Source organism: Sporolactobacillus putidus, from assembly GCF_014647035.1.
In the GTDB taxonomy this organism is placed as follows: domain Bacteria; phylum Bacillota; class Bacilli; order Bacillales; family Sporolactobacillaceae; genus Sporolactobacillus; species Sporolactobacillus putidus.
This window is the reverse complement of sequence record NZ_BMOK01000001.1, coordinates 49,481-75,452: the sequence shown is the minus strand read 5'-3', so window position 1 is coordinate 75,452 and position 25,972 is coordinate 49,481. Positions and strand designations below refer to the sequence as shown.

General features: G+C 49.0%; 31 protein-coding genes. 26 read left to right on the top strand and 5 right to left on the bottom strand.

What is annotated here, in order from left to right; genetic code table 11:
* The first annotated feature begins 147 nt into the window (after positions 1-147).
* From alaS to IEX81_RS00375, 16 genes are all read left to right on the top strand, one after another.
* A complete protein-coding gene (gene alaS / locus IEX81_RS00450; RefSeq protein WP_188800708.1) occupies positions 148-2,790 on the top strand; it encodes an alanine--tRNA ligase in 2,643 nt (880 codons plus the stop codon).
* Positions 2,791-2,858: 68 nt separating this feature from the next.
* Positions 2,859-3,125, top strand: a complete 267-nt coding sequence (locus IEX81_RS00445; protein ID WP_188800706.1) for an IreB family regulatory phosphoprotein — start codon at positions 2,859-2,861, stop codon at positions 3,123-3,125.
* Positions 3,122-3,559: a Holliday junction resolvase RuvX gene (gene ruvX / locus IEX81_RS00440; protein ID WP_188800704.1), complete on the top strand. Its 438-nt coding sequence runs from the start codon at positions 3,122-3,124 to the stop codon at positions 3,557-3,559. Before IEX81_RS00445 ends, ruvX begins: the two co-directional genes overlap by 4 nt.
* The gene (locus IEX81_RS00435) at positions 3,552-3,866 is read left to right on the top strand and encodes a DUF1292 domain-containing protein (RefSeq protein ID WP_188800702.1); all 315 of its coding nucleotides are present in this window, start codon (positions 3,552-3,554) and stop codon (positions 3,864-3,866) included. Before ruvX ends, IEX81_RS00435 begins: the two co-directional genes overlap by 8 nt.
* Before the next feature lie 211 nt (positions 3,867-4,077).
* The gene (gene mltG, locus IEX81_RS00430) at positions 4,078-5,169 is read left to right on the top strand and encodes an endolytic transglycosylase MltG (RefSeq protein WP_229727410.1); all 1,092 of its coding nucleotides are present in this window, start codon (positions 4,078-4,080) and stop codon (positions 5,167-5,169) included.
* 73 nt (positions 5,170-5,242) lie between these two features.
* On the top strand, positions 5,243-5,890 hold the full coding sequence (locus IEX81_RS00425) for an O-methyltransferase (RefSeq protein ID WP_229727409.1): 648 nt from the start codon (positions 5,243-5,245) through the stop codon (positions 5,888-5,890).
* 39 nt (positions 5,891-5,929) lie between these two features.
* Positions 5,930-6,577, top strand: a complete 648-nt coding sequence (udk, locus tag IEX81_RS00420; protein ID WP_188800700.1) for a uridine kinase — start codon at positions 5,930-5,932, stop codon at positions 6,575-6,577.
* A 97-nt stretch (positions 6,578-6,674) separates the two neighbouring features.
* Positions 6,675-7,145: a transcription elongation factor GreA gene (gene greA, locus IEX81_RS00415; protein ID WP_373292303.1), complete on the top strand. Its 471-nt coding sequence runs from the start codon at positions 6,675-6,677 to the stop codon at positions 7,143-7,145.
* 494 nt (positions 7,146-7,639) lie between these two features.
* The gene (locus tag IEX81_RS00410; RefSeq protein WP_188800695.1) at positions 7,640-8,218 is read left to right on the top strand and encodes a YrrS family protein; all 579 of its coding nucleotides are present in this window, start codon (positions 7,640-7,642) and stop codon (positions 8,216-8,218) included.
* Positions 8,219-8,439: 221 nt separating this feature from the next.
* Positions 8,440-9,087: a class I SAM-dependent DNA methyltransferase gene (locus IEX81_RS00405; protein WP_188800693.1), complete on the top strand. Its 648-nt coding sequence runs from the start codon at positions 8,440-8,442 to the stop codon at positions 9,085-9,087.
* Between the two features lie 13 nt (positions 9,088-9,100).
* Complete coding sequence (mtnN, locus tag IEX81_RS00400) at positions 9,101-9,829, top strand: 5'-methylthioadenosine/S-adenosylhomocysteine nucleosidase (protein WP_188800691.1); 729 nt, start codon at positions 9,101-9,103, stop codon at positions 9,827-9,829.
* Positions 9,801-10,271: an S-ribosylhomocysteine lyase gene (locus tag IEX81_RS00395; protein ID WP_188800689.1), complete on the top strand. Its 471-nt coding sequence runs from the start codon at positions 9,801-9,803 to the stop codon at positions 10,269-10,271. Before mtnN ends, IEX81_RS00395 begins: the two co-directional genes overlap by 29 nt.
* A gap of 38 nt (positions 10,272-10,309) precedes the next feature.
* The gene (locus IEX81_RS00390; RefSeq protein WP_188800687.1) at positions 10,310-11,224 is read left to right on the top strand and encodes a PLP-dependent cysteine synthase family protein; all 915 of its coding nucleotides are present in this window, start codon (positions 10,310-10,312) and stop codon (positions 11,222-11,224) included.
* A gap of 43 nt (positions 11,225-11,267) precedes the next feature.
* Positions 11,268-12,401: a bifunctional cystathionine gamma-lyase/homocysteine desulfhydrase gene (locus tag IEX81_RS00385; protein ID WP_188800685.1), complete on the top strand. Its 1,134-nt coding sequence runs from the start codon at positions 11,268-11,270 to the stop codon at positions 12,399-12,401.
* A gap of 109 nt (positions 12,402-12,510) precedes the next feature.
* Positions 12,511-12,738 carry a YrhC family protein gene (locus IEX81_RS00380; RefSeq protein ID WP_188800683.1) on the top strand — a complete coding sequence of 76 codons (228 nt, stop codon included), beginning with the start codon at positions 12,511-12,513 and terminating at the stop codon, positions 12,736-12,738.
* A 116-nt stretch (positions 12,739-12,854) separates the two neighbouring features.
* Complete coding sequence (locus IEX81_RS00375) at positions 12,855-13,643, top strand: SDR family oxidoreductase (protein ID WP_188800681.1); 789 nt, start codon at positions 12,855-12,857, stop codon at positions 13,641-13,643.
* A gap of 165 nt (positions 13,644-13,808) precedes the next feature.
* Here IEX81_RS00375 and IEX81_RS00370 read toward each other — a convergent pair whose 3' ends face one another.
* The 4 genes from IEX81_RS00370 to IEX81_RS00355 all read right to left on the bottom strand — a co-directional run bounded on the left by IEX81_RS00370 (position 13,809) and on the right by IEX81_RS00355 (position 16,181).
* Entirely contained in the window at positions 13,809-14,378 is a 570-nt protein-coding gene (locus IEX81_RS00370; protein ID WP_188800679.1) for an FAD-dependent oxidoreductase, read from the bottom strand.
* A gap of 93 nt (positions 14,379-14,471) precedes the next feature.
* Entirely contained in the window at positions 14,472-14,768 is a 297-nt protein-coding gene (locus tag IEX81_RS00365) for an acylphosphatase (RefSeq protein ID WP_188800677.1), read from the bottom strand.
* A gap of 132 nt (positions 14,769-14,900) precedes the next feature.
* Entirely contained in the window at positions 14,901-15,602 is a 702-nt protein-coding gene (sigK, locus tag IEX81_RS00360; protein ID WP_188800674.1) for an RNA polymerase sporulation sigma factor SigK, read from the bottom strand.
* Between the two features lie 438 nt (positions 15,603-16,040).
* On the bottom strand, positions 16,041-16,181 hold the full coding sequence (locus IEX81_RS00355; protein ID WP_188800672.1) for a sporulation histidine kinase inhibitor Sda: 141 nt from the start codon (positions 16,179-16,181) through the stop codon (positions 16,041-16,043).
* 523 nt (positions 16,182-16,704) lie between these two features.
* On the opposite strand from IEX81_RS00355, the gene IEX81_RS00350 reads away from it, so the two are divergent.
* From IEX81_RS00350 to rsfS, 7 genes are all read left to right on the top strand, one after another.
* Positions 16,705-17,220 carry a YqeG family HAD IIIA-type phosphatase gene (locus tag IEX81_RS00350; RefSeq protein ID WP_188800670.1) on the top strand — a complete coding sequence of 172 codons (516 nt, stop codon included), beginning with the start codon at positions 16,705-16,707 and terminating at the stop codon, positions 17,218-17,220.
* A 5-nt stretch (positions 17,221-17,225) separates the two neighbouring features.
* On the top strand, positions 17,226-18,326 hold the full coding sequence (yqeH, locus tag IEX81_RS00345; RefSeq protein ID WP_188800668.1) for a ribosome biogenesis GTPase YqeH: 1,101 nt from the start codon (positions 17,226-17,228) through the stop codon (positions 18,324-18,326).
* Positions 18,327-18,331: 5 nt separating this feature from the next.
* Positions 18,332-19,168: a shikimate dehydrogenase gene (aroE, locus tag IEX81_RS00340; RefSeq protein ID WP_188800666.1), complete on the top strand. Its 837-nt coding sequence runs from the start codon at positions 18,332-18,334 to the stop codon at positions 19,166-19,168.
* Between the two features lie 87 nt (positions 19,169-19,255).
* A complete protein-coding gene (yhbY, locus tag IEX81_RS00335; RefSeq protein WP_188800663.1) occupies positions 19,256-19,552 on the top strand; it encodes a ribosome assembly RNA-binding protein YhbY in 297 nt (98 codons plus the stop codon).
* A gap of 14 nt (positions 19,553-19,566) precedes the next feature.
* Positions 19,567-20,145, top strand: coding sequence for a nicotinate-nucleotide adenylyltransferase (locus IEX81_RS00330; protein WP_188800652.1), 579 nt, complete (start codon positions 19,567-19,569; stop codon positions 20,143-20,145).
* Complete coding sequence (gene yqeK, locus IEX81_RS00325) at positions 20,135-20,689, top strand: bis(5'-nucleosyl)-tetraphosphatase (symmetrical) YqeK (protein ID WP_188800649.1); 555 nt, start codon at positions 20,135-20,137, stop codon at positions 20,687-20,689. Before IEX81_RS00330 ends, yqeK begins: the two co-directional genes overlap by 11 nt.
* Before the next feature lie 31 nt (positions 20,690-20,720).
* Positions 20,721-21,074, top strand: coding sequence for a ribosome silencing factor (gene rsfS, locus IEX81_RS00320; RefSeq protein WP_188800647.1), 354 nt, complete (start codon positions 20,721-20,723; stop codon positions 21,072-21,074).
* Positions 21,075-21,231: 157 nt separating this feature from the next.
* Here the strand turns inward: rsfS and comER are convergent, their stop codons facing one another.
* The gene (comER, locus tag IEX81_RS00315; protein WP_188800645.1) at positions 21,232-22,059 is read right to left on the bottom strand and encodes a late competence protein ComER; all 828 of its coding nucleotides are present in this window, start codon (positions 22,057-22,059) and stop codon (positions 21,232-21,234) included.
* A 119-nt stretch (positions 22,060-22,178) separates the two neighbouring features.
* Between comER and IEX81_RS00310 the strand changes: the two genes are divergently transcribed.
* The 3 genes from IEX81_RS00310 (at position 22,179) to IEX81_RS00300 (ending at position 25,816) form a co-directional block, all read left to right on the top strand.
* Positions 22,179-22,850, top strand: a complete 672-nt coding sequence (locus tag IEX81_RS00310) for a helix-hairpin-helix domain-containing protein (protein WP_229727408.1) — start codon at positions 22,179-22,181, stop codon at positions 22,848-22,850.
* Positions 22,851-22,919: 69 nt separating this feature from the next.
* On the top strand, positions 22,920-23,498 hold the full coding sequence (locus IEX81_RS00305) for a ComE operon protein 2 (protein WP_188800643.1): 579 nt from the start codon (positions 22,920-22,922) through the stop codon (positions 23,496-23,498).
* Entirely contained in the window at positions 23,498-25,816 is a 2,319-nt protein-coding gene (locus IEX81_RS00300; RefSeq protein WP_188800641.1) for a DNA internalization-related competence protein ComEC/Rec2, read from the top strand. Before IEX81_RS00305 ends, IEX81_RS00300 begins: the two co-directional genes overlap by 1 nt.
* Positions 25,817-25,972: the final 156 nt, after the last annotated feature.

The window sequence follows — 25,972 nt, the reverse complement described above, 5'->3', positions numbered from 1 at the left end:
TTCTTTTCATTTTGCTGCGCGAGAGTCAGTGTTCAAGCGAGAAGCTTTCGTCCTTTCATGGTGATAGGATGGAAGCTTTTTTTGTCCGCTGCCGGGACAGTCCGCTGAGTTCGGTTTTTAATATTGAGTAAGTTGGGGGTTCTTGCGATGAAACAACTCAGTTCATCTGAGGTCAGACAAATGTTTTTGGATTTTTTCAAAGGAAAGGGCCATACCGTTGAGCCGAGCGCTTCACTGATTCCAGTTGACGATCCTTCGCTTCTCTGGATTAACAGCGGTGTCGCCACTCTGAAAAAATATTTTGACGGACGGGTTGTCCCCCGGAATCCGCGCATCTGCAACGCTCAGAAAGCGATCCGGACGAACGACATCGAAAACGTCGGTTATACGGCCCGCCATCATACTTTTTTCGAGATGCTCGGCAACTTTTCAATCGGCGACTATTTTAAGGAAGAAGCGATCGTCTGGGCATGGGAATTTCTGACGAGCCCGGACTGGATCGCATTCGATCCGGATAAATTGTCGGTGACCATTTATCCGGACGACGATGAAGCATACAGGCTGTGGCATGAGAAAATCGGAATCCCTGATGAACGGATTATTAAACTGGAGCATAACTTCTGGGATATCGGCGAGGGACCGAGCGGCCCAAACACGGAAATTTTCTATGATCGCGGCGAAGCGTTCGGCAATGATCCGGCCGATCCGGAACTTTATCCAGGCGGTGAAAATGAACGCTATCTGGAAGTTTGGAATCTTGTGTTCTCACAATTCAATCACAATCCCGACGGCAGCCATACGCCGCTTCCGAAAAAGAACATAGATACCGGTATGGGGCTTGAGCGGATGGTTAGTGTGATCCAGAATGCGGAAACCAACTTTGATACCGATTTGTTTCTGCCGATTATCCATAAAATCGAAGAGGTTTCCGGAGTCGCCTACAAAAAGGGACAAAAGAATACCCCTTTCAAAGTGATTGCCGATCACGTCCGGGCTGTCTCGTTTGCGATTGCGGACGGAGCTTTACCGTCTAATGAGGGCCGCGGTTATGTCCTGCGCCGCCTCATCCGCCGAGCGGTCCGCTATGCGATGGACCTCGGCATCAACAAGCCGTTCCTATATGAGCTCGTGCCGATCGTTGCCGATATTATGAAGGACTATTATAAAGAAGTCCTTGAAAAAACGGCATTTGTTCAGAAGGTGGTTCGAAGTGAAGAAGAACGTTTTCACGAGACCATTCACGAGGGCATGTCGATTCTGAAGGAACAGATTGCCGAAGCAAAGGCGCAAAACAGGCTGCAGATTTCCGGCAGCGAAGTTTTTAAGCTGTACGACACATTCGGTTTTCCCGCAGAACTGACTGAAGAGTATGCCAGGGCGGAAGGACTCGGCATTGATCACGAGGGCTTTGAACAAGAGCTTGGCAAGCAGCGGGAAAGGGCAAGATCCGCACGCCGCAATCAGAAATCCATGCAGGTTCAGGACGGCACTTTGCGCAATATTACCGATCGCAGTGAATTTGTCGGCTACGGACAGCTGACGGTTGACGGTGCGAAGGTTCTTAGGATCATCAAAGAAAATGAAGCGGTGGACGGTGCTTCCGAAGGAGAAGAGGTCAAAATTATTCTTGACCGCACCCCTTTTTATGCGGAGAGCGGCGGTGAGGTTGCCGACAAGGGGCGTATTAAAGGCGGGGCGGCCGCGCTTCTTGTCACGGATGTTCAGAAGGCGCCGAACGGGCAGAATCTCCATACCTGTATCGTGGAAAACGGCCGGATTAAGGTTGGGGATACGGTAAGGGCGGATGTCGATAAAGAAATGAGGCTGTCGGCGCAAAAAAACCATACAGCAACCCATCTGCTGCATCAGGCATTGAAAGATACACTGGGCACACATGTCAACCAGGCCGGATCCTACGTTTCGCCGGACAGGCTCCGATTCGATTTTTCACATTTCGGACAGGTTACGGAAGACGAACTGGAGCAAGTAGAACGGATCGTCAATGAAAAAATCTGGGAACAGCTTCCGGTGACAACGGCTCAGATGCCGATCGATGAGGCGAAAGCGCTCGGAGCCATGGCGCTTTTCGGCGAGAAATACGGGAAAATTGTGCGGGTTGTCAAGAGCGGCAATTACAGTCTTGAACTTTGCGGCGGCTGCCACGTGAAAAACACGGCGGAGCTGGGCCTGTTCACTATTGTTTCGGAAAGCGGGATCGGTGCGGGCACGCGGCGGATTGAAGCATTGACGGGTAAAAAAGCCTATGAAAAAATGAATCAGGATAAGCTGGAACTGAAAAACATCGGCCGCATGCTGAAAGTCTCGACGGACCAGATTCCCGAACGTCTGGACGTTCTGCAGCAGCAAATGAGAGATCTGGAGAAAGAAAATTCGGCGATTATGTCGAAGCTTGGCAATGCGAAGGCCAATGAGCTGGAACAATCGGTCAAACAGATTGGCGACGTCGCCTTTATTGCCGAGCAAGTGGATTCAATGGATATGAATCAGCTCAGGACGATGGCCGATAATTTAAAAAATCATTTTCATTCGCTGGTCGTTGTCCTCGCTTCCGTTGAAAACGGCAAGGTGCATCTGGTGTCTGGGGTCACCAAAGATTTGGTTGCAAAAGGTTATCATGCAGGGAAAATAATCAGGGATGTAGCTGCTGTCTGCGGCGGGGGCGGGGGCGGCCGTTCGGACATGGCTCAGGCGGGCGGACGCCTGCCTGAGAAAGTAGCAGAAGCTCTGCAGACCGTGGCCGGCCTGATTGAAAAAACAGCTGTAGGATAACGGGGAAAAGAGAGATCGCCTGATTTTGGAGCAGAGGGCCAGACTTCTCCAAATTTTCTGAATAGGGGATGACAAATTTGGATAAGACGATGAAATTCAACTTTGGCGAACAGGACAGGCACAATACGCGCGAAGTTCTGTTTAAAGTATATGATGCCCTGGAAGAAAAAGGCTACAATCCAATCAATCAGATTGTCGGGTACCTGCTCTCCGGTGATTCGGCGTATATTCCCCGGCATAAAGACGCCCGAAAACTGATACGGAGGATTGAACGGGACGAGCTTATCGAAGAGCTTGTCACCTATTATCTTAAAAAGAAATGGGACAAAGAATGAGAATTATGGGCCTTGATTTCGGAACGGTTACGGTCGGCGTGGCGGTCAGCGATCCGCTCGGGCTGACGGCACAGGGTATTGAAACGATCCGTTATGTCGAACATAAGAAGAACGTGTTATTTGATCGTCTGGGCGAGCTGATTGAACAGTATGCCGTTCAGTCGATCGTTGTCGGGCTGCCGAAAGATCTGATCGGAACGGAAACCGAGCGTGCGGCGGCATCAAAATCTTTTGCGAAGAGCCTGCGCCGGAAGTTCCATCTTCCCGTTGATCTATGGGATGAGCGCCTGACGACAATGGCCGCCGAACGTATTCTGATTGCTGCGGATGTAAGCCGCAGCAAAAGAAAGAAAGTCATCGACATGGAAGCTGCCGTATTGATTTTGCAAAGTTATCTTGACAAAAAAAGAATGGAGAAAAAAAGAGATGAGTGAACACAACCATTACCCGATTTTTGTGCCGGATCATGATGAAGAGAAGGACAGAATCGTGATTCCCGATGAAAACGGCGATGAAAATCTGTTCGATGTGCTTTTTTATTTTGATGTGCCGGAAACTGACAAGTCTTACGTTGTTGTCGTCCCTGTCGAGGAAGAGACGGGCGACGACGAGGAAGAAGAAGTTTTTGCCTTCAGGTATGAGGACGAGAATGACGAATTCAAATTATTCCCGATTGAGACAGATGAAGAATGGGACATTGTCGAAGAGATGATTAACACGTTCAGTGAAGAAGAAGATTAAAGAAACGGCCCTTGCGGACAACGAGGGCCTTTTATACGAAACAGTAAAGGCAGTCCGGCCTCGGAAATATCGTTTTCCGGCTTTGCACCGTACGTTTTCTTTATTTTTTAGTTGACGCGCAAAATGGCCGGAACTCTGTCGAATACATGAACGTTTTTAATAAAACGAAGTGTATAATGTTTGGGGTGCTCTTGGAAGGGAGAGGCTCATTTTGAAATTGCGAAACAGCCGATGGCGTCTGATCATCATGATCGCCGGAAGCGCCATCGTTTTACTTGGTTTTTCCGTATGGGGTTTGTCCAATTATTATGCCGGCTTGCTGAAACCCGTTGATCCTCAGAATAATCAGGCAGTGACGATCACCATACCGGCGGGGTCATCGCTGAAGGATGTCGGGCAGGTTCTCGAGAAGAAAGGTTTGATCCGCAAGACATGGGCCTTTGAATTTTACGCAAGATGGAAGCATTTAAATCAGTATCAATCCGGGACCTATACTTTTAACCGCACAATGTCCGTTGACAGGCTGATGAACGATCTGGAAAAGGGAAATCACAATCGGGTTATCTTCCTTGTCGATGTTCGCCAGGGGATGTGGGTGAGTGAAATCGCAAGTCAGATGGCCAGAGCCTCAGGACTCAGCACGCAGGACATTCTGAACAAGCTTAAAGATCCGGCGTATGTGAGAGCCCACTATATGAAACAGTACCCTTTTCTGACAAATCAAATTTTCGCAAAGGGCGTGTTCTACCCGCTCGAAGGTTATCTTGCTCCCGGTGTGTACCAGTTTACCAAAGGGAAAAATTCCCCGACCCTCGATCAGATGGTCGATCAGATGCTGGATAAGACGGGACAGACCGTTGCACGCTTCTCAAAGGAGATCAATTCAAACTCGCTCGGTTCGCTTCACAATATTCTGACGATGGCATCGCTTGTTGAACAGGAGGCGCCCGATGCCAAAGATCGGCAGAAAATTGCAGGTGTTTTCTATAACCGGCTGGCAAAGAACATGAAGCTTCAGACCGACCCGTCGGTGGCCTACGGACAGCAAAAAAGAATTCAGCAATACACGATAAATGAACTGACGACGGATACGCCTTACAATACATATACAAGGACAGGCCTTGTCGTCGGGCCGATCGGCAGTCCGTCGGTCGATGCGATTCAGGCGGTGCTTGAACCAGTCCGTTCTGACAATTATTACTTCTATGCACGTCCCAATGGGCAGATTTTCTATTCGAAAACCTATGCGGAACATCAGGCCATTGTTGCTAAATATAGCCATGAATGGGCAAAACAGTCCTAATGAGGACCGGGTGCGGACGGCCGGCAGCAGGCTGTGAAGCATCTTTTTTTAGTTGGGAAAGGGAGGAGAGCGATTGACAGACTTTGACAGATTGTCGGAGTATGCGGCCGCGTTTGCTAAATCGGAAAACAATATGCTCCGGCAGATGGAGGAAAGAGCGAAAAAAATTTATATTCCGATTATGCATCCTTCGGCAATCGCATTTTTGCAGCAGCTGATCAGATGGAGAAAAGCAAAACACATTCTGGAGCTCGGAACGGCGATCGGCTATTCTGCGATCAGGATGCGTATCGCCGCAGGTGCGGGTGCAGAAATCGTAACGATTGAACGCGATAGAGACATGATCCGCGAGGCAGAACAGAACATAAAGAAACAGGATTTGACAGCATCCATCCACATCGTTGAGGGAGACGCGACGGAAGACCTGCCCGCCGCCCGGGCGGCGGCCCCTTTCGACCTGATTTTAATTGATGCGGCAAAGGCACAGTATGAAACGCTTTTTCTTAAGTACGCTCAGTATCTCGCTCCTGAAGGGATCATCGTGACGGACAATGTCTTTTTTCACGGACTGGTCTGCGATATTGAAAAGGTGGAGAAGAAACAGCTTCACAGACTGGTCGGCAAGGTCGACGGCTACAATCGCTTTCTGGCGGAAAGAAGCGAATTTGATACGGTCTTCCTTACGGTAGGAGACGGCCTTGCCGTCAGTACAAAAAGATAGATCGCAGAAGCCTTTCATTGAACGGAGGAGAGTAACGAGATGAGCAGGAAAAAACCCATTGTCATCGGTGTTGCCGGAGGAACCGGGTCGGGCAAAACGACTGTGACGCGTAAGATTTATCGGAGCTTTCCGGACAAATCGATTGCGGTCATACAGCAGGACGCTTATTACAAGGCGCAGGACGACAAGCCGTTTGAGGAACGCCTGCTGACCAATTATGATCATCCGCTGGCGTTCGACACGGATCTTCTGATCGCGCACATCCATGAACTTCTGCAATTCCACCCGATAAAAAAACCGGTGTATGACTATACAGTGCATACGAGATCTGATAAAATTGTACCCGTCGAACCAAAAGATGTCATCATACTGGAAGGGATTCTGATCCTTGAAGACAGGCGGCTCCGCGATTTGATGGACATCAAGGTTTTTGTGGACACCGATTCCGATTTGCGGATTATCCGCCGGTTGCTTCGCGACACGGAAGAACGAGGCAGGAGTGTGGAATCGGTGATTAACCAGTATCTGACTGTAGTGCGCCCAATGCATCTGCAGTTTGTCGAACCAACCAAACGTTATGCGGATATCATCATTCCTGAAGGCGGCAAAAATACGGTTGCGATCGACTTGATGGCGACGAAAATACGTGCTGTACTCGATGGTGCGGACGCATCGCCATTTGATTGAAATCATATAATGGAGGATCTGAAGTTGCCGGCCTCCTGTAGTGCAAGCGCATAAACAAACAGGCATAAAGATAATTTTAGTAGGAGTGTGAATGTTGATGGCAGAAAAGCTTCATTATATGACAGCCGAAGGCAAAGATAAACTTGAACGAGAGCTGGAATATCTGAAAACCGAGAAACGCAAGGAAGTTGTTGAACGAATTAAAATCGCTCGTGGGTTCGGCGATCTTTCCGAAAATTCCGAATATGACGCTGCAAAGGACGAGCAGGCGTTTGTCGAGGCACGTATTCAGCAGCTTGAACAAATGATCCGAAACTCGGTTATCATTGAAGACGATGAAACGACTGATGTAGTGAAAATCGGAAAATCCGTGACGTTCAAAGAATTGCCGGACGGCGAAGAAGAGACTTATCAAATCGTCGGGAGTGCCGAATCCAATCCGTTTGAGGGGAAAATTTCAAACGATTCACCGATGGCTAAGGGCTTGATCGGCCTTTCCGTAGGTGAGGAAGTCAATGTCAGCACACCCGGCGGCGACATCCGCGTGAAAATATTGAAGGTCGAATAAGTTATGTAAGAAGGCTGACGCCAGCCTTTGGAAATGACACAGAGACAGACGCAATCCGTCCTGCCGCCTGGATGCCTCATCATTCTCCGGCTTTCGGGTTGCGTTTTATTTCACTATAGGAAAGTATAAAATTTAAAGGATTATAGTGTAAGCGACCGAACAGATCGCCGCGTCCTGCGGCACGTTCGGCATTAGGCCGTCCTGGCCCCCGCAACTAAGGCTCAGCCTGCGCCAAGTTTTCTAATGAATCACGGGAACAGCCGGAATAAACACACGACATGTATAATCTATAATCTGTTACAGTCTGATGATAATCCTTCGGGACAGACAGGACGAGTATTTTATTGCGAATTTTATTTATAAATAGCTTTGGGTGCTGTCAACGATAAAAATGATTATCGGATCCCAGCGATATAATGACACGCAAAGCTGCAAACATGCTAAGATAATGTTGTCTGTTCAATAGCTGCTGTTTAACAAAGGAGGATGCCTGTATGAGAAACACAAGAGGGAACGGGTCCTCGTCGCGGTTCGAAATGCGCAGAAACAAGTCGGACCGCTGGCTGAACTGGACCGTCGGCATCGTTTCCGTTTTAATTTTGGCGATTGGCTGTATCATTCTCGTTTCAGTGTTCAGTACATCATCGGCTGATAAAACGGCTTCACAGACACACAGTGCCCAATCCGGAATGAATAGCGGAACGTCAAATAAAAACAAGTCGGGCGGGACATCCGCCCGGTCAAATGGAACGGGATCGAATCAGGTTTCAAATAGTGAAAGGGCCGCTTCATCAGCAAGCTCTTCAAGCGCCGTCCCCCAGAATTCGGGTGAAAGCCATCAGGCGTCGTATGATATAGGATCTGCCGATTGGAACGCACAGGTCACGGCAATTGCCGGTGCCACCGGAATCGATCAAAATAATATGGTCATTCTCTGGCTGGGAAATGGCGGTTCTCCCAACAGTTCGCTCGCACGTGTGGCGTCGAAAACCGCGCAAAGTTCCGTTTATGTCGTTCATCTTATCTATCAGGCCGGAAAATGGCAGGCTGATCAAGTACAAAAACCGCAGTGATACACTCAATTTTCTCTTTACACAAAAACAATGCCCCGTCCGGAAGACTTCCGGACGGGGCATTGTCATGAAAAATCATGATCACAAAAAAAGATTCCTATTAAGTGATTGGAAAGAGATAATCATTGAATTCCAAGTGAAAATGTGTTACGTTTAATCCAATTAATCATACAAATATTATATGAATACTATTTGAATAATAAAATGATGGAGTGGAATCTATGGGCCGAGAATTTATTGATACATTTGAACGCTGGGCGGATCATTACGATCGTTCGGTTCATGGGGAAAGTCCTGAATATCGTGAAGTCTTCAGAGACTACGATCTCATTCTCGACGAAGTGGCGAAGCAGGCTGAAGGTACGGTTCTTGAGTTTGGCGTTGGTACAGGGAACCTGAGCGCCAAACTGCTCAATTCCGGGCTGACCGTCTTCGGCGTTGAACCATCTGAGAAGATGCGGTCAAAGGCTCACGATAAGCTACCGGATCTGAAACTGTATGACGGAGATTTTCTCGATTTTCCGGAAACGGATCAACCGGTCGATACCATAGTCAGTTCATACGCTTTCCATCATCTCACCGATGAAGAAAAAGGGGCCGCCATTACGAAATATAACCGCCTTCTGCCCGTTCATGGTAAAATAGTGTTTGCCGATACTTTGTTTGAGAATGACGTGGCAAAACGCCAGCTTTGGCGCTGGGCAAGTGTTCATGGATTTGCAAACTTGCTTAAAGATTTGCAGACGGAATACTATTCGCTGGTGCCTGATCTTGATCGAATGCTCCGGTATCGGCACTTTGTTCCTCATTTCAGGCAGCTTAACAAATTTGTCTGGCTGATTATTGCTGAGAAAACGGAAGAACTGTGAGAGGAAGTCGGGAATGAGAATCGGATTGATCGGTGCAATGGAAGAGGAAAGCAGGATACTTAAAGCAGCAATGAAAGACGTCAGAGAAACGGAAGAAGCCCGATGCCATTTTTACAGCGGCAGGCTCGACGGTTTCGATGCCGTGCTGCTGCAGTCCGGAATAGGGAAAGTCAACGCCGCGCTGGGCACAACTCTGCTGATTGATCATTTTCAGCCGGATATCATCATTAATACAGGATCTGCAGGGGGAACAGATCCGGCTCTCGAGATCGGGGATGTCGTTATTTCTTCCGCAGTGATTCATCATGATGTTGATGCGACAGCCTTTGGCTATCGGCCGGGTCAGGTTCCGCAGATGCCTGCTTCTTTTCTGCCTGACCCTAAGCTCGTTGCATTTGCCGAAAAAGCGGCGTCCGAAGTGTCCGGCGGGCACAGGGCGGTGAGAGGTCTGATTGCGACGGGCGATTCCTTCATGTCCGACCCCGAGCGTATCGGAAAGCTTAAATCCCTTTTCCCGGAGATGAAAGCAGTTGAGATGGAGGCCGCGGCAATTGCCCAGATCTGTTATCAGTTCGGTGTACCTTTTCTCATTGTCCGGTCGCTTTCCGATATCGCGGGTAAAGAGTCGAACCTGTCCTTTGATCAATTTTTAGAAACCGCGGCGAAACATTCCGCACAATTCATACTATCCTTGCTGAAGGAGATTGATTTAGATGCCGGAACAGAAAAAAATGAACGTTGAAAGCTTTAATTTGGATCATACAAAAGTCAAGGCCCCTTATGTGCGACTGGTTGGTGTCACGGAAGGAATACACGGCGATAAAATTTATAAATACGATGTCCGCTTCTGCCAGCCGAATAAAGATCATATGGAAATGCCCGCGCTGCATTCTCTTGAACACCTGATGGCGGAAAATATTCGCAATCACATCGATAATATTTTTGATGTCGGCCCGATGGGATGCCAGACCGGATTTTATGTATCCATTGTCGACAATGACAGTTATGATGAGATTCTCGATGCTCTTGATAAAACCCTTCATGATGTGCTGAACGCAACAGAAGTGCCGGCCGCAAACTGTTATCAGTGCGGCTGGGCGGCAAGTCACGACCTTGAGGGCGCGAAAAAGATTGCCGCAAAAATGCTGGATCACAAGGCCGAGTGGAAAGAAATCTACGCTTAACTCGGCACAAGAGACCGGCAAAAAATGGGGGGACTGTTGTGGCGGTATTCGGGAGTGTACATGAACTGGTGGGCGGAACCCCGCTCGTCGAGCTGCATGCTTTTCCAATTCCGGAAGGCGTGCATTTGTACGCGAAATGCGAGTATTTTAATCCCGGGGGAAGCGTCAAGGATCGATTAGGTGAACATTTTATTCATGAAGCACTCACTTCCGGAAAATTGAAACCGGGAGGCACGATCATTGAGCCGACGGCGGGAAACACAGGGATCGGAATCGCTGTTGCGGCGATCGGCAAGGGCATTCATGTCATCTTTTGTGTGCCGGAGAAATTCAGTATTGAAAAGCAGACACTGATGAGAGCCTTAGGCGCCGAAGTCGTCAACACCCCTACCGAAGAGGGCATGTCCGGCGCACTGGCAAAGGCCAGGCAGCTGGCGGAAGAGACTTACGGCAGCTACTGTCCGAACCAGTTCGCCAATCCGGAAAATCCGAACGCGTACTATGACACGCTCGGTCCGGAAATTTGGGACGACTTAAATGGAAGGGTGGATGTCTTTGTCGCCGGTGCCGGAACCGGGGGAACATTCACAGGGACAGCGGCATTCCTTAAAAGCAAAAATCCGGGTATTAAGACGGCTGTCGTCGAACCTGTCGGATCTATTTTGAACGGCGGGAAGCCCGCCGCTCACCGTGTGGAGGGAATCGGCATGGAGTTTATTCCCTCATTCGTTAAAACCAAGTATTTCGATGCAATTCATACAGTTAACGATGACGATGCATTCCGGCGATTGAAGGAGGCGGCTGCCAAAGAGGGGCTGCTGATCGGCAGTTCATCGGGGGCAGCGCTGCACGCCGCACTGCTTGAGGCCGAAATTGCCGAGCCCGGAAGCAACATTGTCGTCATTTTTCCGGATTCCAGTGAGCGGTATCTGAGTGAAAGAATTTATGATTAAACGAATAAGATGATGAGTCGGCCAAAAAGGGAGAGAATTTGTTTTGAAACCTAAGACGAAAGTGATTCACGCCGGAATTTTCGGTGATGAGTATACAGGAAGCGTAAGCGTACCGATCTACCAAACGAGCACCTATAAGCAGGAAGCGGTTGGAAAGACAAAGGGCTATGATTATTCGCGGACAGCCAATCCGACACGTCACGCGCTGGAGGAGCTGATCAAGGAGCTGGAAAACGGCAAAGCGGGATTTGCTTTCGGATCGGGTATGGCTGCCATTTCTTCCGTTCTGATGCTGCTGAACAGCGGTGATCACCTGATCATTACCGATGATGTGTACGGAGGGACATTCAGAGTCGTTGACAAGGTTTTTAAACGTCTCGGTATTGCGGCCACTTTTGTGGATACGAGCGATCCTGAGAAGGTCAGGGCGGCTGTTACCGATCGAACGCGGGCCATTTACCTTGAGACACCGACAAACCCTCTGCTGAAAATTACCGACATTCGGGAAACAGCACTTTTTGCTCATCAACATAATCTGCTGCTTATCGTAGACAATACGTTTGCAACGCCGTATTGGCAGCATCCGCTCGATCTCGGCGCCGATATTGTCCTTCACAGCGCGACAAAATACATCGGGGGACACAGCGATGTAGTGGCCGGGCTTGTTGCCGTGAATTCAGAGGAACTTGCCGAACGGATCGGATTTATTCAGAATTCTGTCGGAGCGGTACCGGGACCACAGGATGCCTGGCTGCTGATCAGAGGCGTCAAAACGCTCGCACTGCGCATGGAACAGATTGAGAAAAATGCGCACGCAATCGCTGAATTTCTTGAAGCCCATCCGAAAGTCACAAAAGTTTACTATCCGGGACTTGCGAATCATCCGGGACATGAACTGGCAAAAAAGCAGGCCGGAGGTTTCGGCGGCATGCTTTCTTTTGACGTGGGCAGTGGGGAAAATGCCGATCGTCTGCTCGTGCGAGTTCAGTACTTCACGCTCGCTGAGAGTCTTGGGGCTGTCGAGAGTCTGATCTCTGTTCCGGCAAAAATGACGCACGCTTCCATACCAAAACCGCGCCGGGAAGCACTGGGCATCACGGACGGATTGATCCGTCTCTCCGTCGGGATTGAAGATGGCGACGATCTCATTGAAGATTTGAGACAGGCGCTGGACTGATTTCGGAAATTTCCGCCCAAATGACCGGGCGGTTTTTTTTCTGTCAGAAACTACCTTTCCAATTTTCATAGGGAACATGTTAAAGTAGGGAATGACGGAGGGATCGAACATGAGAGATTACGAGAAAATCATTCAGGAGAAAATAATCGACTGCCGAAGGATCGCAATGCTTTGCCTGTTTCTGAGTGCGTTTCTTTATACCGGGACCATGATGCCCGAATACGCGGATGTGGATTGGAAATTGGCCATTCTTTCAGGGGCGAGCCTCGCATTTTTGCTTCTGACTTTCTTTTTCTATTGGAGAACGTCTAAACTGAAAGATAGGCTGGATAAATAAAACGGAGTGGGTAATTATTGAAATCCGGATCTGGCTCGCTGCGCGTCGGTTATTTGCAAACCGCGGCCTGGAACTTCTGACCGGGTATGCGCGCGGACAGGAAGGAGCATTCAGTTATGGATTTAGGATTAAAAAGAAAACGCGCCTTGATTCTGGCATCGAGCAAGGGTCTTGGAAAGGCAGTCGCCAGGCAGCTGGTCATTGAAGGGGCAGAAGTGATTCTTTCAAGCAGGAATGCGGATCATTTAAAAGAGACGGCTGAGGAACTTAATCAGCTTTCTGAAGAGGCGGTGACTTATTTTCCTGCGGATGTTTCGAAAAAGGATGATCTGGATGCTCTTACGGATTTTACCAGATTGCACTTCGGGGCACTGGATATACTGGTCAACAACGCAGGCGGCCCGCCAAGCGGGGATTTTTTGTCTATGGCTGATGAAGACTGGCAAAGGGCATTTGAACTGAATCTGCTCAGCTATGTGCGAATGATCCGGTCTGCCGTTCCGCTCATGGAAAAGTCGGGAGGCGGCCGCATCATTAACATCGCTTCCTCATCGATTAAAAAACCGATCGATGGTTTGGTCTTATCCAATACATTCCGTCTGGGAATTGTTGGCCTGACGAAAACGCTGGCGGGAGAACTTGCCGGGAAAAACATATTAATCAATACGCTTGCTCCGGGACGGATTGCCACGGATCGGGTCGCACAGCTTGACCGGCAGAAAAGCGAACGAACGGGCGTCGCCATTCAGGATGTCCGGACACAGTCGGAAGCGGAAATTCCGCTCGGAAGGTACGGCCGTCCTGAAGAATTCGCCAGGGTCGCCGCTTTTCTGGCATCGGATGTTTGTTCCTATATAACCGGAGAGTCGCTGCTCATCGACGGCGGACTCGTAAGAAGCATCTGATTTTAGCAGGTGCAGACAAAGGTGCTAGAGTAATACCGATTTGAAAAAAATGCTCAAAAAAGCTGAATCGTCGCTGTAATTGAATACGGACAGAACGTTTATATGATGATTAAAAGGCCTCCCGGGTATCGCTGACCCGGGAGGCCTTTTAATCGAAACGACTGATTATTTTGCGGGAATCGCGTCATGGTTAACGTAACGTTCACCTTTTTGTTCGCTGATCAGATTGATGGCCGTCTTTGCTCCGTCGCCACTCGTCACGATCGTGTGGACGCTGACTCCGGCAGCGACGCCCGCCGCCCAGATTCCATCGACGCTTGTGTGTCCGGCCGGATCGGTGTCAATAACAGTCTTGACATATTTTTCTTGACCGTCTTTGGTTTTAAGACCGATAGTCTGGGCCAGTTTTTGATTGGAACCGGTTGCCAGGATGACCTGCCTGGCTTCAAAGGTTTCTCCATTTTCCGTCTCAATCCGGAATCCATCTTTCTCCTTGCTGACGAGTGTAACCTGCGCTTTAATGATTTCTGCTCCGGCGCTTTCGGCCTGTTTTCTTCCGGCAGCAACAAGATCCGATCCTGTAATCTCCTTGACGCCGTAATGATTTCTGAGGAGCGCCCTTTTCGTCAGCCCCTTTTCGTTATCGAGGAGCAATGTTTTCAAACCGGCTTTGCCTGTGAACAGCGCGGCGCTCTGTCCGGCAGGGCCGCCGCCGATTATTGCCGCATCGTACATACATCATTGCCTCCATTCAATTAAAATAAATATTCAATCCATGTAAAAGCCGGATGATCGGCTAATGAAATCATCCGTTCCTTCTTGGTTTCATTATACCGAACTGACGATATCAAAGGTTGTAAAATGCTCAGGATGGTCATATAGATACACGTCCACCTTTTGCACATGTGAAAAAGGGCTGCCCTTTTTGATCGTTTTGATGAACCGATCAATGTTCGTTTCAGAGCCTTCTGCAACAATTTCAACACTGCCGTCCATACGGTTCCGCACCCAGCCTGTGATATGCTGCTCACTTGCTTTCTGCCAGGTAAAGTAGCGAAACCCGACGGCCTGCACCAATCCCTGAACCATAAGATGAACACATTTTGTCGTTTCAGATTCAGCCATGTCCAATTCCTCCGCTCCGCGTCTTATACCGATAGTTAAAGTTTACCATTGGATCGCTGAACGGGGAATGAGAAAGCTCATAAAATGGTTCTCGAGAAAATTCAGACTAAAAAACGACAGGGCGCCCCGGTTTCAGTGACTGGGTTTTCGGTAGATTTCGTTGAAAAGTTTCATCAATGCGCGTTTTTCGATACGGGAAACGTAACTTCGGGAGATTGACAGCTTCTCCGCAATTTCCCTCTGAGTCAGCTCCTGATGGTTATCTAGCCCGAATCGGTCAATGATCACTTCTTTTTCACGGGAGTCGAGAACGTGCAGAGACCCATAAATTTTCTTGGATTCCAGGTTGAGTGAAATTTCATCAACAATGTCCTTGTTTTGGGATTTTAAGATGTCGATGAGCGAAATGGTATTGCCTTCTTTGTCCTGGCCGATCGGATCATTAAGCGAGACGTCTTTCCTTGTCTTTTTTAATCCTCGGAGGTGCATCAGTATTTCGTTTTCGATACATCTTGCCGCATAGGTGGCAAGTTTTGTTCCTTTCCCGACCGAGTAGCTTTCGATCGCCTTGATCAACCCGATTGTACCGATAGAGATCAGATCGTCTGTGTCCTCCTTAGTGTTCTCAAACTTCTTGACGATATGAGCAACGAGTCTCAGGTTGTGCTCGATTAATTTGTTGCGTGCCGCCTGATCGCCTGTTGCCATGAGGTCGAGACACTGTTTTTCTTGTTCTTCTGACAACGGCTGGGGAAAAGCATTGTTTTTTACGTAGGACACAAGCAGCCATATTTGTTTAAATAAATAGGCGATCCCGCCCAAAATCGACAGCATGGCTTCTCACTCCTCAAACGAAGCATAGATTTTCGTTGCTGTCTTTTAGCTTATGGGCTTTCGCCCTGTCCGGTGCCTGTCCGGGATGAGCAAAAAATACGGGTGGACTAAAAAAATATCTCCCTGGCGCGGCAGAGAGAGCGGTATGACGAGTCACGTGCCCAGTCAAATAAGAGGCGTGTGAATAGATTATAGGGTACTCTGATCAAAGAATCAGGTCAGGAATGGGTAATTCATAAGGCTGCGGATCGGGCCTTGCCTTGATCGGCATTGGTTCATTGTGGGCACGGCATTTGTTTATTAAAGAATGGCCGGCGAAAGGGGGCTTGCTTCAGACGAAGCGACCTGAATTTCAGAGGGCGGTTTCCGTTTCACCGGGGGCTGCCATTGCTGTAAATGAAAACCTGATTTGAATCATCTCTGCGGCTGCAACAGAATTTAATTCATTTGATGCAGGCGTTCTGTCAGCTTCCTCCGTCTCACCTCCTGCTCGATCATCTGAATAAAATCATTGCTCAAGTGATACTTTTTGGCCTTTACATAAGACTCGATCAGCAGATCGTCCGACAGGTTCTCCATTTTTTACCGTTTCCGGTTGCCACCTCCTGTTTTTTTGAAGATGCATCTTTTTCATATTCACTCTATCATGAACGTTCATAGGGAACAATCAGCCGCTTATCCACAGATTATAGTGGATAAACTGTGCACGGAATGTTTATAATTCAAAAAATTGCTGAATTTTATCAGGAATCGATGTGGACAAGGTTATCCACAAAAAATGGGTTGTCGTGTTTTGTCGAAACATTTCGCTTCTTTTTTTCTGTTAACGTCATAGAGACAGTAGGAAAAAAAACTGATATTGATTCTTGACCATTCACGTTGTACCCTTGAAATCAATAGGGATTTGTTAAAAACGAATTTTTTTCAGGGAACGCCGCACCCTATTCCCTGGCCCGGAGATGCTTTTATAACGTAAACCTGCAGGGCATCCTATACGTTCTTCCGGCAGCCGCTCGAAAGATCACGGGCAAAATTTGGTTTGGGACTTGGTAAAACCGGCAACATGTGGGAAAATAAAGAAAGAATATGAGGTGCTGATCTAGTGTTAAAAAAATTCCTGCCGGACGAACATGTAGAAAATATAATGGATATTCAGCCAGAGGAGCTGAAAAAACGCGGAATCAGGGGATTGGTCACCGATCTGGACAATACGCTTGTCGCGTGGAATGAGGCGCATATGATACCGGAACTGGTTAAATGGTTCGCGTCATTTAAGAAAGCAGGCATTTCCGTCATGATCCTGTCGAATAACAATGAAAGGCGGGTCAGGACTTTTTCCGAACCCGCACAGGTTCCCTATATTTTTCGGGCGCGAAAACCGCTCTCCCGTGCTTTCAGGCGTGCCATGGAAGAGATGCATTTGAGAGAGGACGAATTGGTTGTTGCCGGCGATCAGATTATGACCGATGTCTGGGGCGGAAACCGGATCGGGGCTCATACAATCCTTGTTGCACCGGTCACTTCAAGCGACGGCTGGGCAACAAAATTCAGCAGGCGGATGGAGCGCTTCATCCTGTCACTGATGCGCCGGCGGGGATGGCTGAAATGGGAGGATTAGAAAACATGCCTGACATCTACTGCGAAGGATGCGGAGTAAAAATCCAGACGGAAGACGAGACAGCCCTTGGCTATGCGCCGCCCGGCGCGCTCCGGAACGAGCCTGTTGTCTGCCGGCGCTGTTTCCGGCTGAAGAACTATAATGAGGTACAGTCTGTTCCGATAACCGGCGACGATTTTCTGAAAATGCTTTCGCGGATTGCCGAAGTGGATGCACTTGTCGTTTATCTGGTCGACATCTTTGATTTTTCCGGCAGCTGGGTACCCGGGCTTCAGCGTTTTGTCGGTGAAAATCCGGTTCTGCTCGTCGGTAATAAGAAGGATCTGCTGCCGAAATCGACGAACGCCAATAAGCTGAAGAGCTGGATTTGGCGTTCTGCCAAAGAGCTTGGCTTAAAACCTGTCGATGTTCTGCTGATGAGTGCTGAGAAGAATCACGGCATCGATGAGGTTAAGAGAAGTATGGAGTTTTACAGAGACGGAAGAGATGTTTATATTGTCGGCTCGACAAATGTCGGTAAGTCGACGTTTATCAACCATCTGATTCAGGAGACGGTCGGCGGTAGCGGCGTGATTACCACTTCGCGTTTTCCCGGGACGACGCTGGACTTTATCGGGGTTCCGCTTGACGACGGGTGTACGTTGTATGACACGCCGGGTGTGGTGAATCTCAGGCAAATGGTCCACTTTGTCGATGTAGAAGACTACAGACAGGTGATGCCGAACAGAGAAATCAAGCCCAAAGTTTTCCAACTGAATGAAAACCAGACTCTATTTCTTGCCGGAATGGCCCGTGTGGACTACCTGGGACCCGGAAGGCGCTCATTAATTGTCTATGCATCGAACGCGCTTGTGATTCATCGAACGAAACTGGAAAACGCGGATGATCTCTTTAAGCGGCAATACGGACATCTGCTGGCGCCTCCCGGCCGCCGGGATCAGCTTCCCGTTCTGAAACGCTTTGACTACCGGACCGGTGAGCTGAACACGGACATTGTTTTCTCCGGACTCGGCTGGGTGACGGTCAAGGGAAGAGGGGCGCGGCTGTCGGCATTTGTGCCTGAAGGTATCGGTGTCACCGTACGCTCTTCAATTATCAAGGGGTAGAAATGATGAGAAAATGGTATGGTGTGATCGGGGATCCGATCGGGCATTCTTTGTCACCGGTTATGCATGAGTTTTGGTTCAGCCGGTCGGGCATTGATGCCCGCTATGAAGCTTTTCATGTCACGAAAGAAAATCTTGTGAAGGCAGTTGACGGGCTGAGAGCGCTGGGCGCGAGCGGATTCAATGTGACCGTTCCCCATAAGTCGGCTGTCATTCCGCTTCTGGATGAAACGGACAAAGATGCACGGATCATCGGAGCCGTTAACACGGTCGTTCATTCAGGCGGACGGCTGATCGGATATAACACAGATGGCATCGGTTTTTTAAAAAGTATTGAAACCCGTTTTCCGGAGATTTGTGCCGGAAAGCCGTCTGTTCTGGTTCTGGGCGCAGGCGGAGCGGCAAAGGCCGTGGCTTTGACACTGGCGAAGTACATGGCCGGAAGGCTTGACGTGTGCAATCGCACATTGAAAAAGGCGGAAGCCCTGAGTGAAACGTGCAGGGAATTTTGTCCATCCGAAGCTTGTGAACTTTCCGGGGCCGACGAGCAGCTCAGCCGGTACGATATCGTGATCAATTGTACATCTGTCGGTCTGCAGGCCGATACAGACGGCCAGGTGGTCGATGCGGCCGGTGCGAGGCGGGGCACACTTTTTGCGGACCTGATCTACCGTCCGTCCAGGACGCCCTTTCTCAGGCAGGCGGAAAGTCTGGGCAATCCGGTGCTGAACGGTTTACCCATGCTTGTTTACCAGGGAGCCTATGCATTTAAGAAATGGACAGGCATCATGCCGAACGTCTCCGAAGGGGAAAAGCTGCTTCAAAGTCTGTTCTCAAAATAACGGTTTTTCGGATTGAACAGTGAAGCGGCAGAAGACCGCACATCTTTAGATACAAGACTGACGACTTAAGACGGAAGGATCAAACGGATGCTTAACAACAGGCAAAGAGAATTTCTGAAAAAAATGGCCCACCCGCTGAAACCGGTTTTCCAGGTCGGAAAAGCAGGGCTGCATGAACAGGTTTTCAATGAACTGGATGCCGTTCTCGAGAAGCGCGAACTGATTAAAGTTTCTCTGTTGCAGAATACTTTCGAGGATGCCGGAGAAGCGGGAAAGCGGATTGCAGAAGAAACGCATGCCGAACTTGTGCAGATAATCGGTCATACACTGGTTTTATACAGAGAATCGAAAGAACATAAACGGATTGAATGTCCGAAAGGATAAGGAAGACCCATTTCATGAGAAGAATCGGATTGCTGGGGGGCACTTTTGATCCGCCTCATCTTGCGCATCTGCTGATCGCGCAGGAAGCTTTGGAAAGATGCGGACTGGATCAGGTTTGGTTCATGCCAAGTTACATTCCGCCGCACAAACAGGGAAAAGTTACTCATACGGATGCCGGACTCCGAGTGGAGATGGTCAAACGGGCGATTAAAGACAATAATCATTTCAGGCTGTCATTAGTCGAAGTGAACAGGGGAGGGCGCTCTTATACAGTCGACACTTTAAGAGAGCTGACAGGAAAATATCCGGATGACCGGTTTTTCTTCATCCTCGGGGCTGACATGGTGAACGATCTGCCGACGTGGAACGGCATTGACGAGCTTTGCAGACTGACGACATTCATCGGATTCCGGAGACCGGGCTACCGGGCCGGGCATCCCGCACACGCCGATGTGATCTATATTGATATGCCCCAGGTCGACATTTCATCCAGCTTTCTTCGCGAACGGCTGAAGGCCGGGCTGTCATGCAGGTATTTTTTGCCGGATGCGGTCAAAACATATATTGAGGAGAGACGGCTCTATGAACATTGAGGAAGCGGAGCAGGCAATCAGAGACATTTTGCCGGAAAAACGATACGTACATTCACTTGGCGTTTCGGAAACGGCGGGAAAACTTGCGGAGAAATACGGAGCAGATCCGTATAAGGCAAGACTAGCCGGCATGCTCCACGACATCGTTAAATATTTTCCGGATGATCAGTTAAAAAGGATTATTCTGCGCCGAGCCGACATCTCGAACGATTATCTCGCGTATTCGGTTAAACTGTGGCATGCTCCCGCAGGCGCGGCTTATGTTCAGGAAAATTACGGAATCGATGATCATGAAGTCCTGAACGCAATGGCGTTTCACACAACCGGCAGAAAAAGTATGACAGATCTCGAAAAAATCATTTTTCTTGCGGACTATATTGAGCCTGGCAGGGACTTTCCCGGAGTCGATGAAGTGCGCGAGGTTGCCGGACGGAGCTTGGATGAAGCGGTTTTTCAGGAACTTCAGAGGACGATTATCCATCTCCTTAATAAGCGACAGCGTGTCTATCCGGAAACATTTGAAGCATATAATGATCTTGTCTGACAGGAAGCAGAAAAAACAATGAGGTGACTTAATGAACAGTGAGGAATGGGTAAAGTATTTTGCCGAAGTAGCCGATGATAAAAAAGCTCAGGATATTGTCATGCTCAAAATGAAGGGCATTTCAATCATGGCCGATTATTTTATCATTTGTCACGGCAATTCTGAAAAACAAGTACAGGCTATCTCGATGGCACTGAAAAAGGCCGCCGAGGAAAAAGGGCTCGCCGTGCGGAGGCTTGAGGGCTACGATCAGGCGCGCTGGGTGCTTGTTGATCTCGGAGACGTGGTCGTGCACGTCTTTCATAAAGACGAGCGCGATTACTACCAATTGGAAAAACTGTGGGGGGACGCCCCGCTTTATACATTGGAAAAGAAGCCGCTCTGAAGCGGCTTTAAAATTATCTGCGCCGGCCGTTCTTCGTAGTCAGACACGGGATCCTTCAATATTCATGCTGATTTCTCTGTTTTGTCACATTTTCAGGAAGGATTCCCCATTTTACAGGGAGAATAGGACTAAGTGGTGTTCTGTTGGCCGTCCCCATTCAGTCTGTTCCATTGAAAAATGGATCCACGGCGAGATGATCCTCTAGAAATTTCTTCTGCGTTTCTTCAAAAAGATGCTCAAAAACGGTACTGCATTCATGATTCAAAACGTTCAGTCCGACACCTGTCACCCCGCCTTTAACCGTGACTTTTTTTCTTAACTCGTCAAGTGTGTAAGTCTTCCGCTCGAGCAATTTCCCGAATCCGATAACCATTTCGGCGGTTAATTCCATGGCCTGTTTTTGGGAAATGCCCGTTGACTGTACGGCGCCGTCTACCAATTTTTCAAGCAAAAAAGAGAGAAAGGCGGGCCCGCAGCTTGAGAGATCTGAAGCCGCACGGATATTTTCTTCCGCAATCTCGATCGGATGCGAAAAGTGTTCAAGAAGATGCCACAGCTTGTTCTTCATGTGCTCATTTATGCTCGTACCAAATGTGACGAGCGTGCTCCCCGCAAGCGCCTGGTTGACAATGCTCGGAACGACCCGTGCAGCAGGACAGAGTATCAGTTTCTCAAGTTGTTCGACCGCGACAGGGCTTGTAATCGAAACGGCCAGTTGATCGGTGCGCCATACGCCGCGTACAGACTGAAGCAGGGGAAAGAATTGAAGCGGCTTGACGCAGAGAAAAACAAGGGCTGAACGCCGGATGACTTCAGCCGCTGAATGATGGACCGTCAGCCCGCGATATTTTCGTGCGAGATCGAGCGCTTTTTTTTCTGTCCGGTTCATCACCGAAATGTTTTTCGGTCTGGCGGATTTGCTTTGTATCAGCGCGTCGACGATCAGCGATCCCATGTTTCCGGTTCCGATAACGCCGATCTTCATGATTGCCTCACCTCAATCTGTTCCGTATCCTTCATGGATTTTATGTTCAGACTGCGTGCAATATGCACTCTGCGGGACGGCATACCAGGACACTATTCTGAAAGAATGGGAGTGAGCTGATGGAAAAATTATGGCGAAAACACAAAATTCTGCTGTGTGTGCTGTTTGCCGCCGCCTGTCTGTCGCTTCTGCTGATGTACCGGTATTATTCAGCAGGTCAGGGAGCTTCTGAAACAGCGAAAACCGAATCCATGTTTTCAAAAGCCGGTCAGACAAAGGTTGCGGAACAACCGGCCGGTGCGGCTCAGACTGAAAAGAAGCAACCGTCCGGAACCGTTGTCGTCGATATAAAAGGGGCAGTCAGGAGACCGGGGATTTACCGGATGAATGCCTCCGACCGTATCAGCGACGCGATCAGGAGTGCAGGCGGTCTGACTGAGAGAGCGGACGGGAATAGGATTAATCTTGCACGGAAAGTTTCGGATGAGATGGTCGTTTATGTGCCTGAGAAAGGGGAAAAAGAGGTTCCGCTTACGGCGGGCGTGTCTGCCGCTGATCCTGCTGCCGCGGTCGCTCCTGGAGAGACGGGGCAGGGGAAGATGGTGAATATTAACACCGCGGATGAACAAGGTATGCAGGATCTCCCTGGAATCGGGCCGGCCAAGGCCAAGGCCATTGTGACGTACCGAAATGAACACGGTCCTTTTAAGACAGTTGATGAACTGACAAATGTCTCAGGCATCGGTGAAAAGTCCCTGGAGAAAATCAAGCCTTCGGCAACGGTAAATTAACCGGTCGCAAGGCACAAGTTTTGATACAATGGGGACAGAGTATTTCAATTTTTTCGGGGAGGATATAAGATGAAAAGATTATCCTGGGATCAATATTTTATGGCGCAGAGCCATTTGCTTGCATCGCGCAGCACGTGCACACGTCTGGTCGTCGGCGCGACGATCGTCCGTGACAAACGGATTATCGCCGGCGGATACAACGGCTCAATATCCGGAGGCGTGCATTGTACGGATGAGGGGTGCTATTTGATTGACGGCCACTGTGCAAGAACGATACATGCTGAAATGAACGCGATCCTGCAATGCGCCAAATTCGGAGAACCAACCGAAGGCGCGGAAATTTACGTCACGCATTTTCCATGTGTCCAGTGCACCAAATCGATTATTCAGGCAGGCATCCGGAGTGTTTATTATGCCAGAGACTATAGGAATCACCCTTACGCGGAAGAACTTTTCAAAACGGCGAAAATAGCCGTCAAAAAAGTTCCTTTCGACAACATTTTTGCAGTAAATGAGGAGGATATTTCCGGAAAGCAGTTAGCCTATATTGCCTCATTGTTTAAAAAGCTTGAAGAGTCAGGCGTAAAAAAAGAAGAGCTGCACAATTTGTATAATCAGGCGGAGCAGCTGTTTGCCCGCGGTATGTAATGCCATTTGAAGGCAGATGGCATCTCCTTGCACTTTGCGCCTGTCTCTCAGCCTGGGCGGCGGCAGGGAACCAGCCCGCGGTCCCGCTCCTCCTGCTTATCGCTTACGGACTTTACTTGATTTTCGGAGGGCATTACAGTCTGTTTGCGGCTTTTGCCGCACTGTTCCTGATCATCGGAACAGACGTTTTCTTTTTTCAGACAAACAGAACCATTTTATCAGAGAGACAATCGGATTTTGAAGGGACAATGGAAGGCAGCCCTTTTTTTGACGGAAATCAGCTGAGTTTCATGCTGAAAACGTCTTCGGGTGAAGTTGTCAAGACTTTTGTCAAGCTGCCTTCAGAAGAAGTGAAGAACAAGCTTTCGCGGTCGCTCAGACCGGGCGTGATCTGCCGCCTGTCCGGACAGCTTGAGCGGCCTCGCGCGCCTTCGAATTTTCACGCATTCGACAATCGCAGGTATCTGGCACTGCACCATGTATACTGGGAGCTGAAAGCGAACGGTCCTCCGATATGTCGGGACAGATCCGTTTCGCCGGCTGATCATCTGAAACGTTTCCGGCAGGATCAGATTAATCAAATCAATGCTCTGTTTTCCCCTTCAAGCGCTGAAATGATTAATGCGCTTGTTTTCGGCGATGACAGCGGCTTTGATCCGGAGCTTGCCGATGCTTACCGGCTTTTTGGTCTTGTCCACTTACTTGTCGTCTCCGGAATGCATGTGACCGTTATCTTCGGCTGCCTTTTTTTCGCTGCGCGGCGGCTTGGCATGGTCAGGGAGCACATCGTCATCCTGTTTTTGCTGCTGGTTCCGGTGTATGTGATCATGACCGGTGCCGAACCATCGATTGTTCGTTCCGGCCTGACGACTTGTCTGTTTCTCGCGTCCGATCTTCTGAAGAAGCGTAGGCTGAGAACAACCGATGTGATCAGCGGCGCCTGCCTGATCATGATCGCCTGGGATCCGAATGTTGTCTTTGATCTTGGTTTTCAGTTGTCTTTTGCCACAACGTTCGCGATTTTGATTATCGGATCGCAGGTTATTGAAAAATACCGGTCCCCGTTGATCAGAATCGGCGCTTTATCCATGATCAGTGAACTGGCCGCTTTCCCGATCGTTATTTTCAGTTTTTATCAGCTTTCTTTGATCAGTTTTTTTCTCAGTATATTTTTTGTCCCCTTTCTGACATTTGTCATCCTGCCTTTATCGGCTTCCGCCTACCTCTTTAGTATTCTTTTTCCATCTTCGGCCGGGTTTATGTCCTTTGTCATCGATTTGTTTCTCACTCCTCCGCATCAGGCGCTTCTGTTCCTGTACCGACATCCGGTTTTGCAGCTGAATTACGGCTCGATGTCTCCATGGCTGCTTTCGACGGCCGTCCTGATTATTTACGCCATTCTTTTAATCTGGGAGCGATCCAGCAAATCGTGGACATTGCCGCTTCTCATTTTCCCGTTTCTTCTGATTTACGGGATCGTTGTCTTCTACGATTGGATCAATCCTTACGGTTCGGTTACGTTCCTTGATGTCGGCCAGGGAGACAGCATTCTGATCCGGCTGCCGCACCGACAGGGCAATATACTGATCGACAGCGGGGGATCGCTGCCCTATTTTCAGAAAAGCTGGGAGAAGCGGAAAAAGCCTTTTGAGGTGGGCAGAGACGTTGTTCTTCATGAACTGAGGGCGATGGGAATCGGGTCGCTTGATGCCGTTGTCATGACCCACAGTGATTTTGATCATGTTGGCGGCATGGGAAGCATTATCGGTCAGATGCCAATTAAAAAGATCGTCATCAGCCCTTATTTCAATCCGGACCAAACGGATATTAAATTGTTCAGGCAAGCTGTCGGTATCGGAACCAAAATTGACGAGTTAAAATCGGGAGACAGACTGATCATCGGAAATTCCGTTTTTTATGTACTTTCACCGCTCGGACGTTCGAACAGCAATGACAATTCGCTAGTGCTTCAGACTATGCTCGGAGGGAAGAGCTGGGTTTTTACCGGAGATCTGGGGACAGACGGCGAAAGGAGACTGCTCGCTCAATATCCGTCCATTCGGGCGGACGTGCTGAAACTTGGCCATCACGGCAGCCGGAATTCGAGTTCCGAAAACTGGCTGAGCCAATTAAATCCATCTATAGCTATTGTTTCCGCCGGTAAAAATAACCGTTACGGCCATCCTCATCAGGACGTACTGGACCGGCTTCAGGTGCATCATACAGAGGTACTGAGAACGGACAGGTCAGGCGCGCTGCAGTTTCTGTTTTCAAAATCGCGGGTTGTGCGGATAAGAACGGCTGCCATTCAAAAGTGATCAAAGACCCCTTTTTCCAGCATTTTTCTTGCACTGACAAGTGTTGTCACCCATACTTTGCACACACATAGGATAACATAGAGAGAGAAACAGAACATCGTCTGTCCCGCGCTGTCCTAGGCTTTGCGAGACAAACGTTCATATATAAATCAGGGA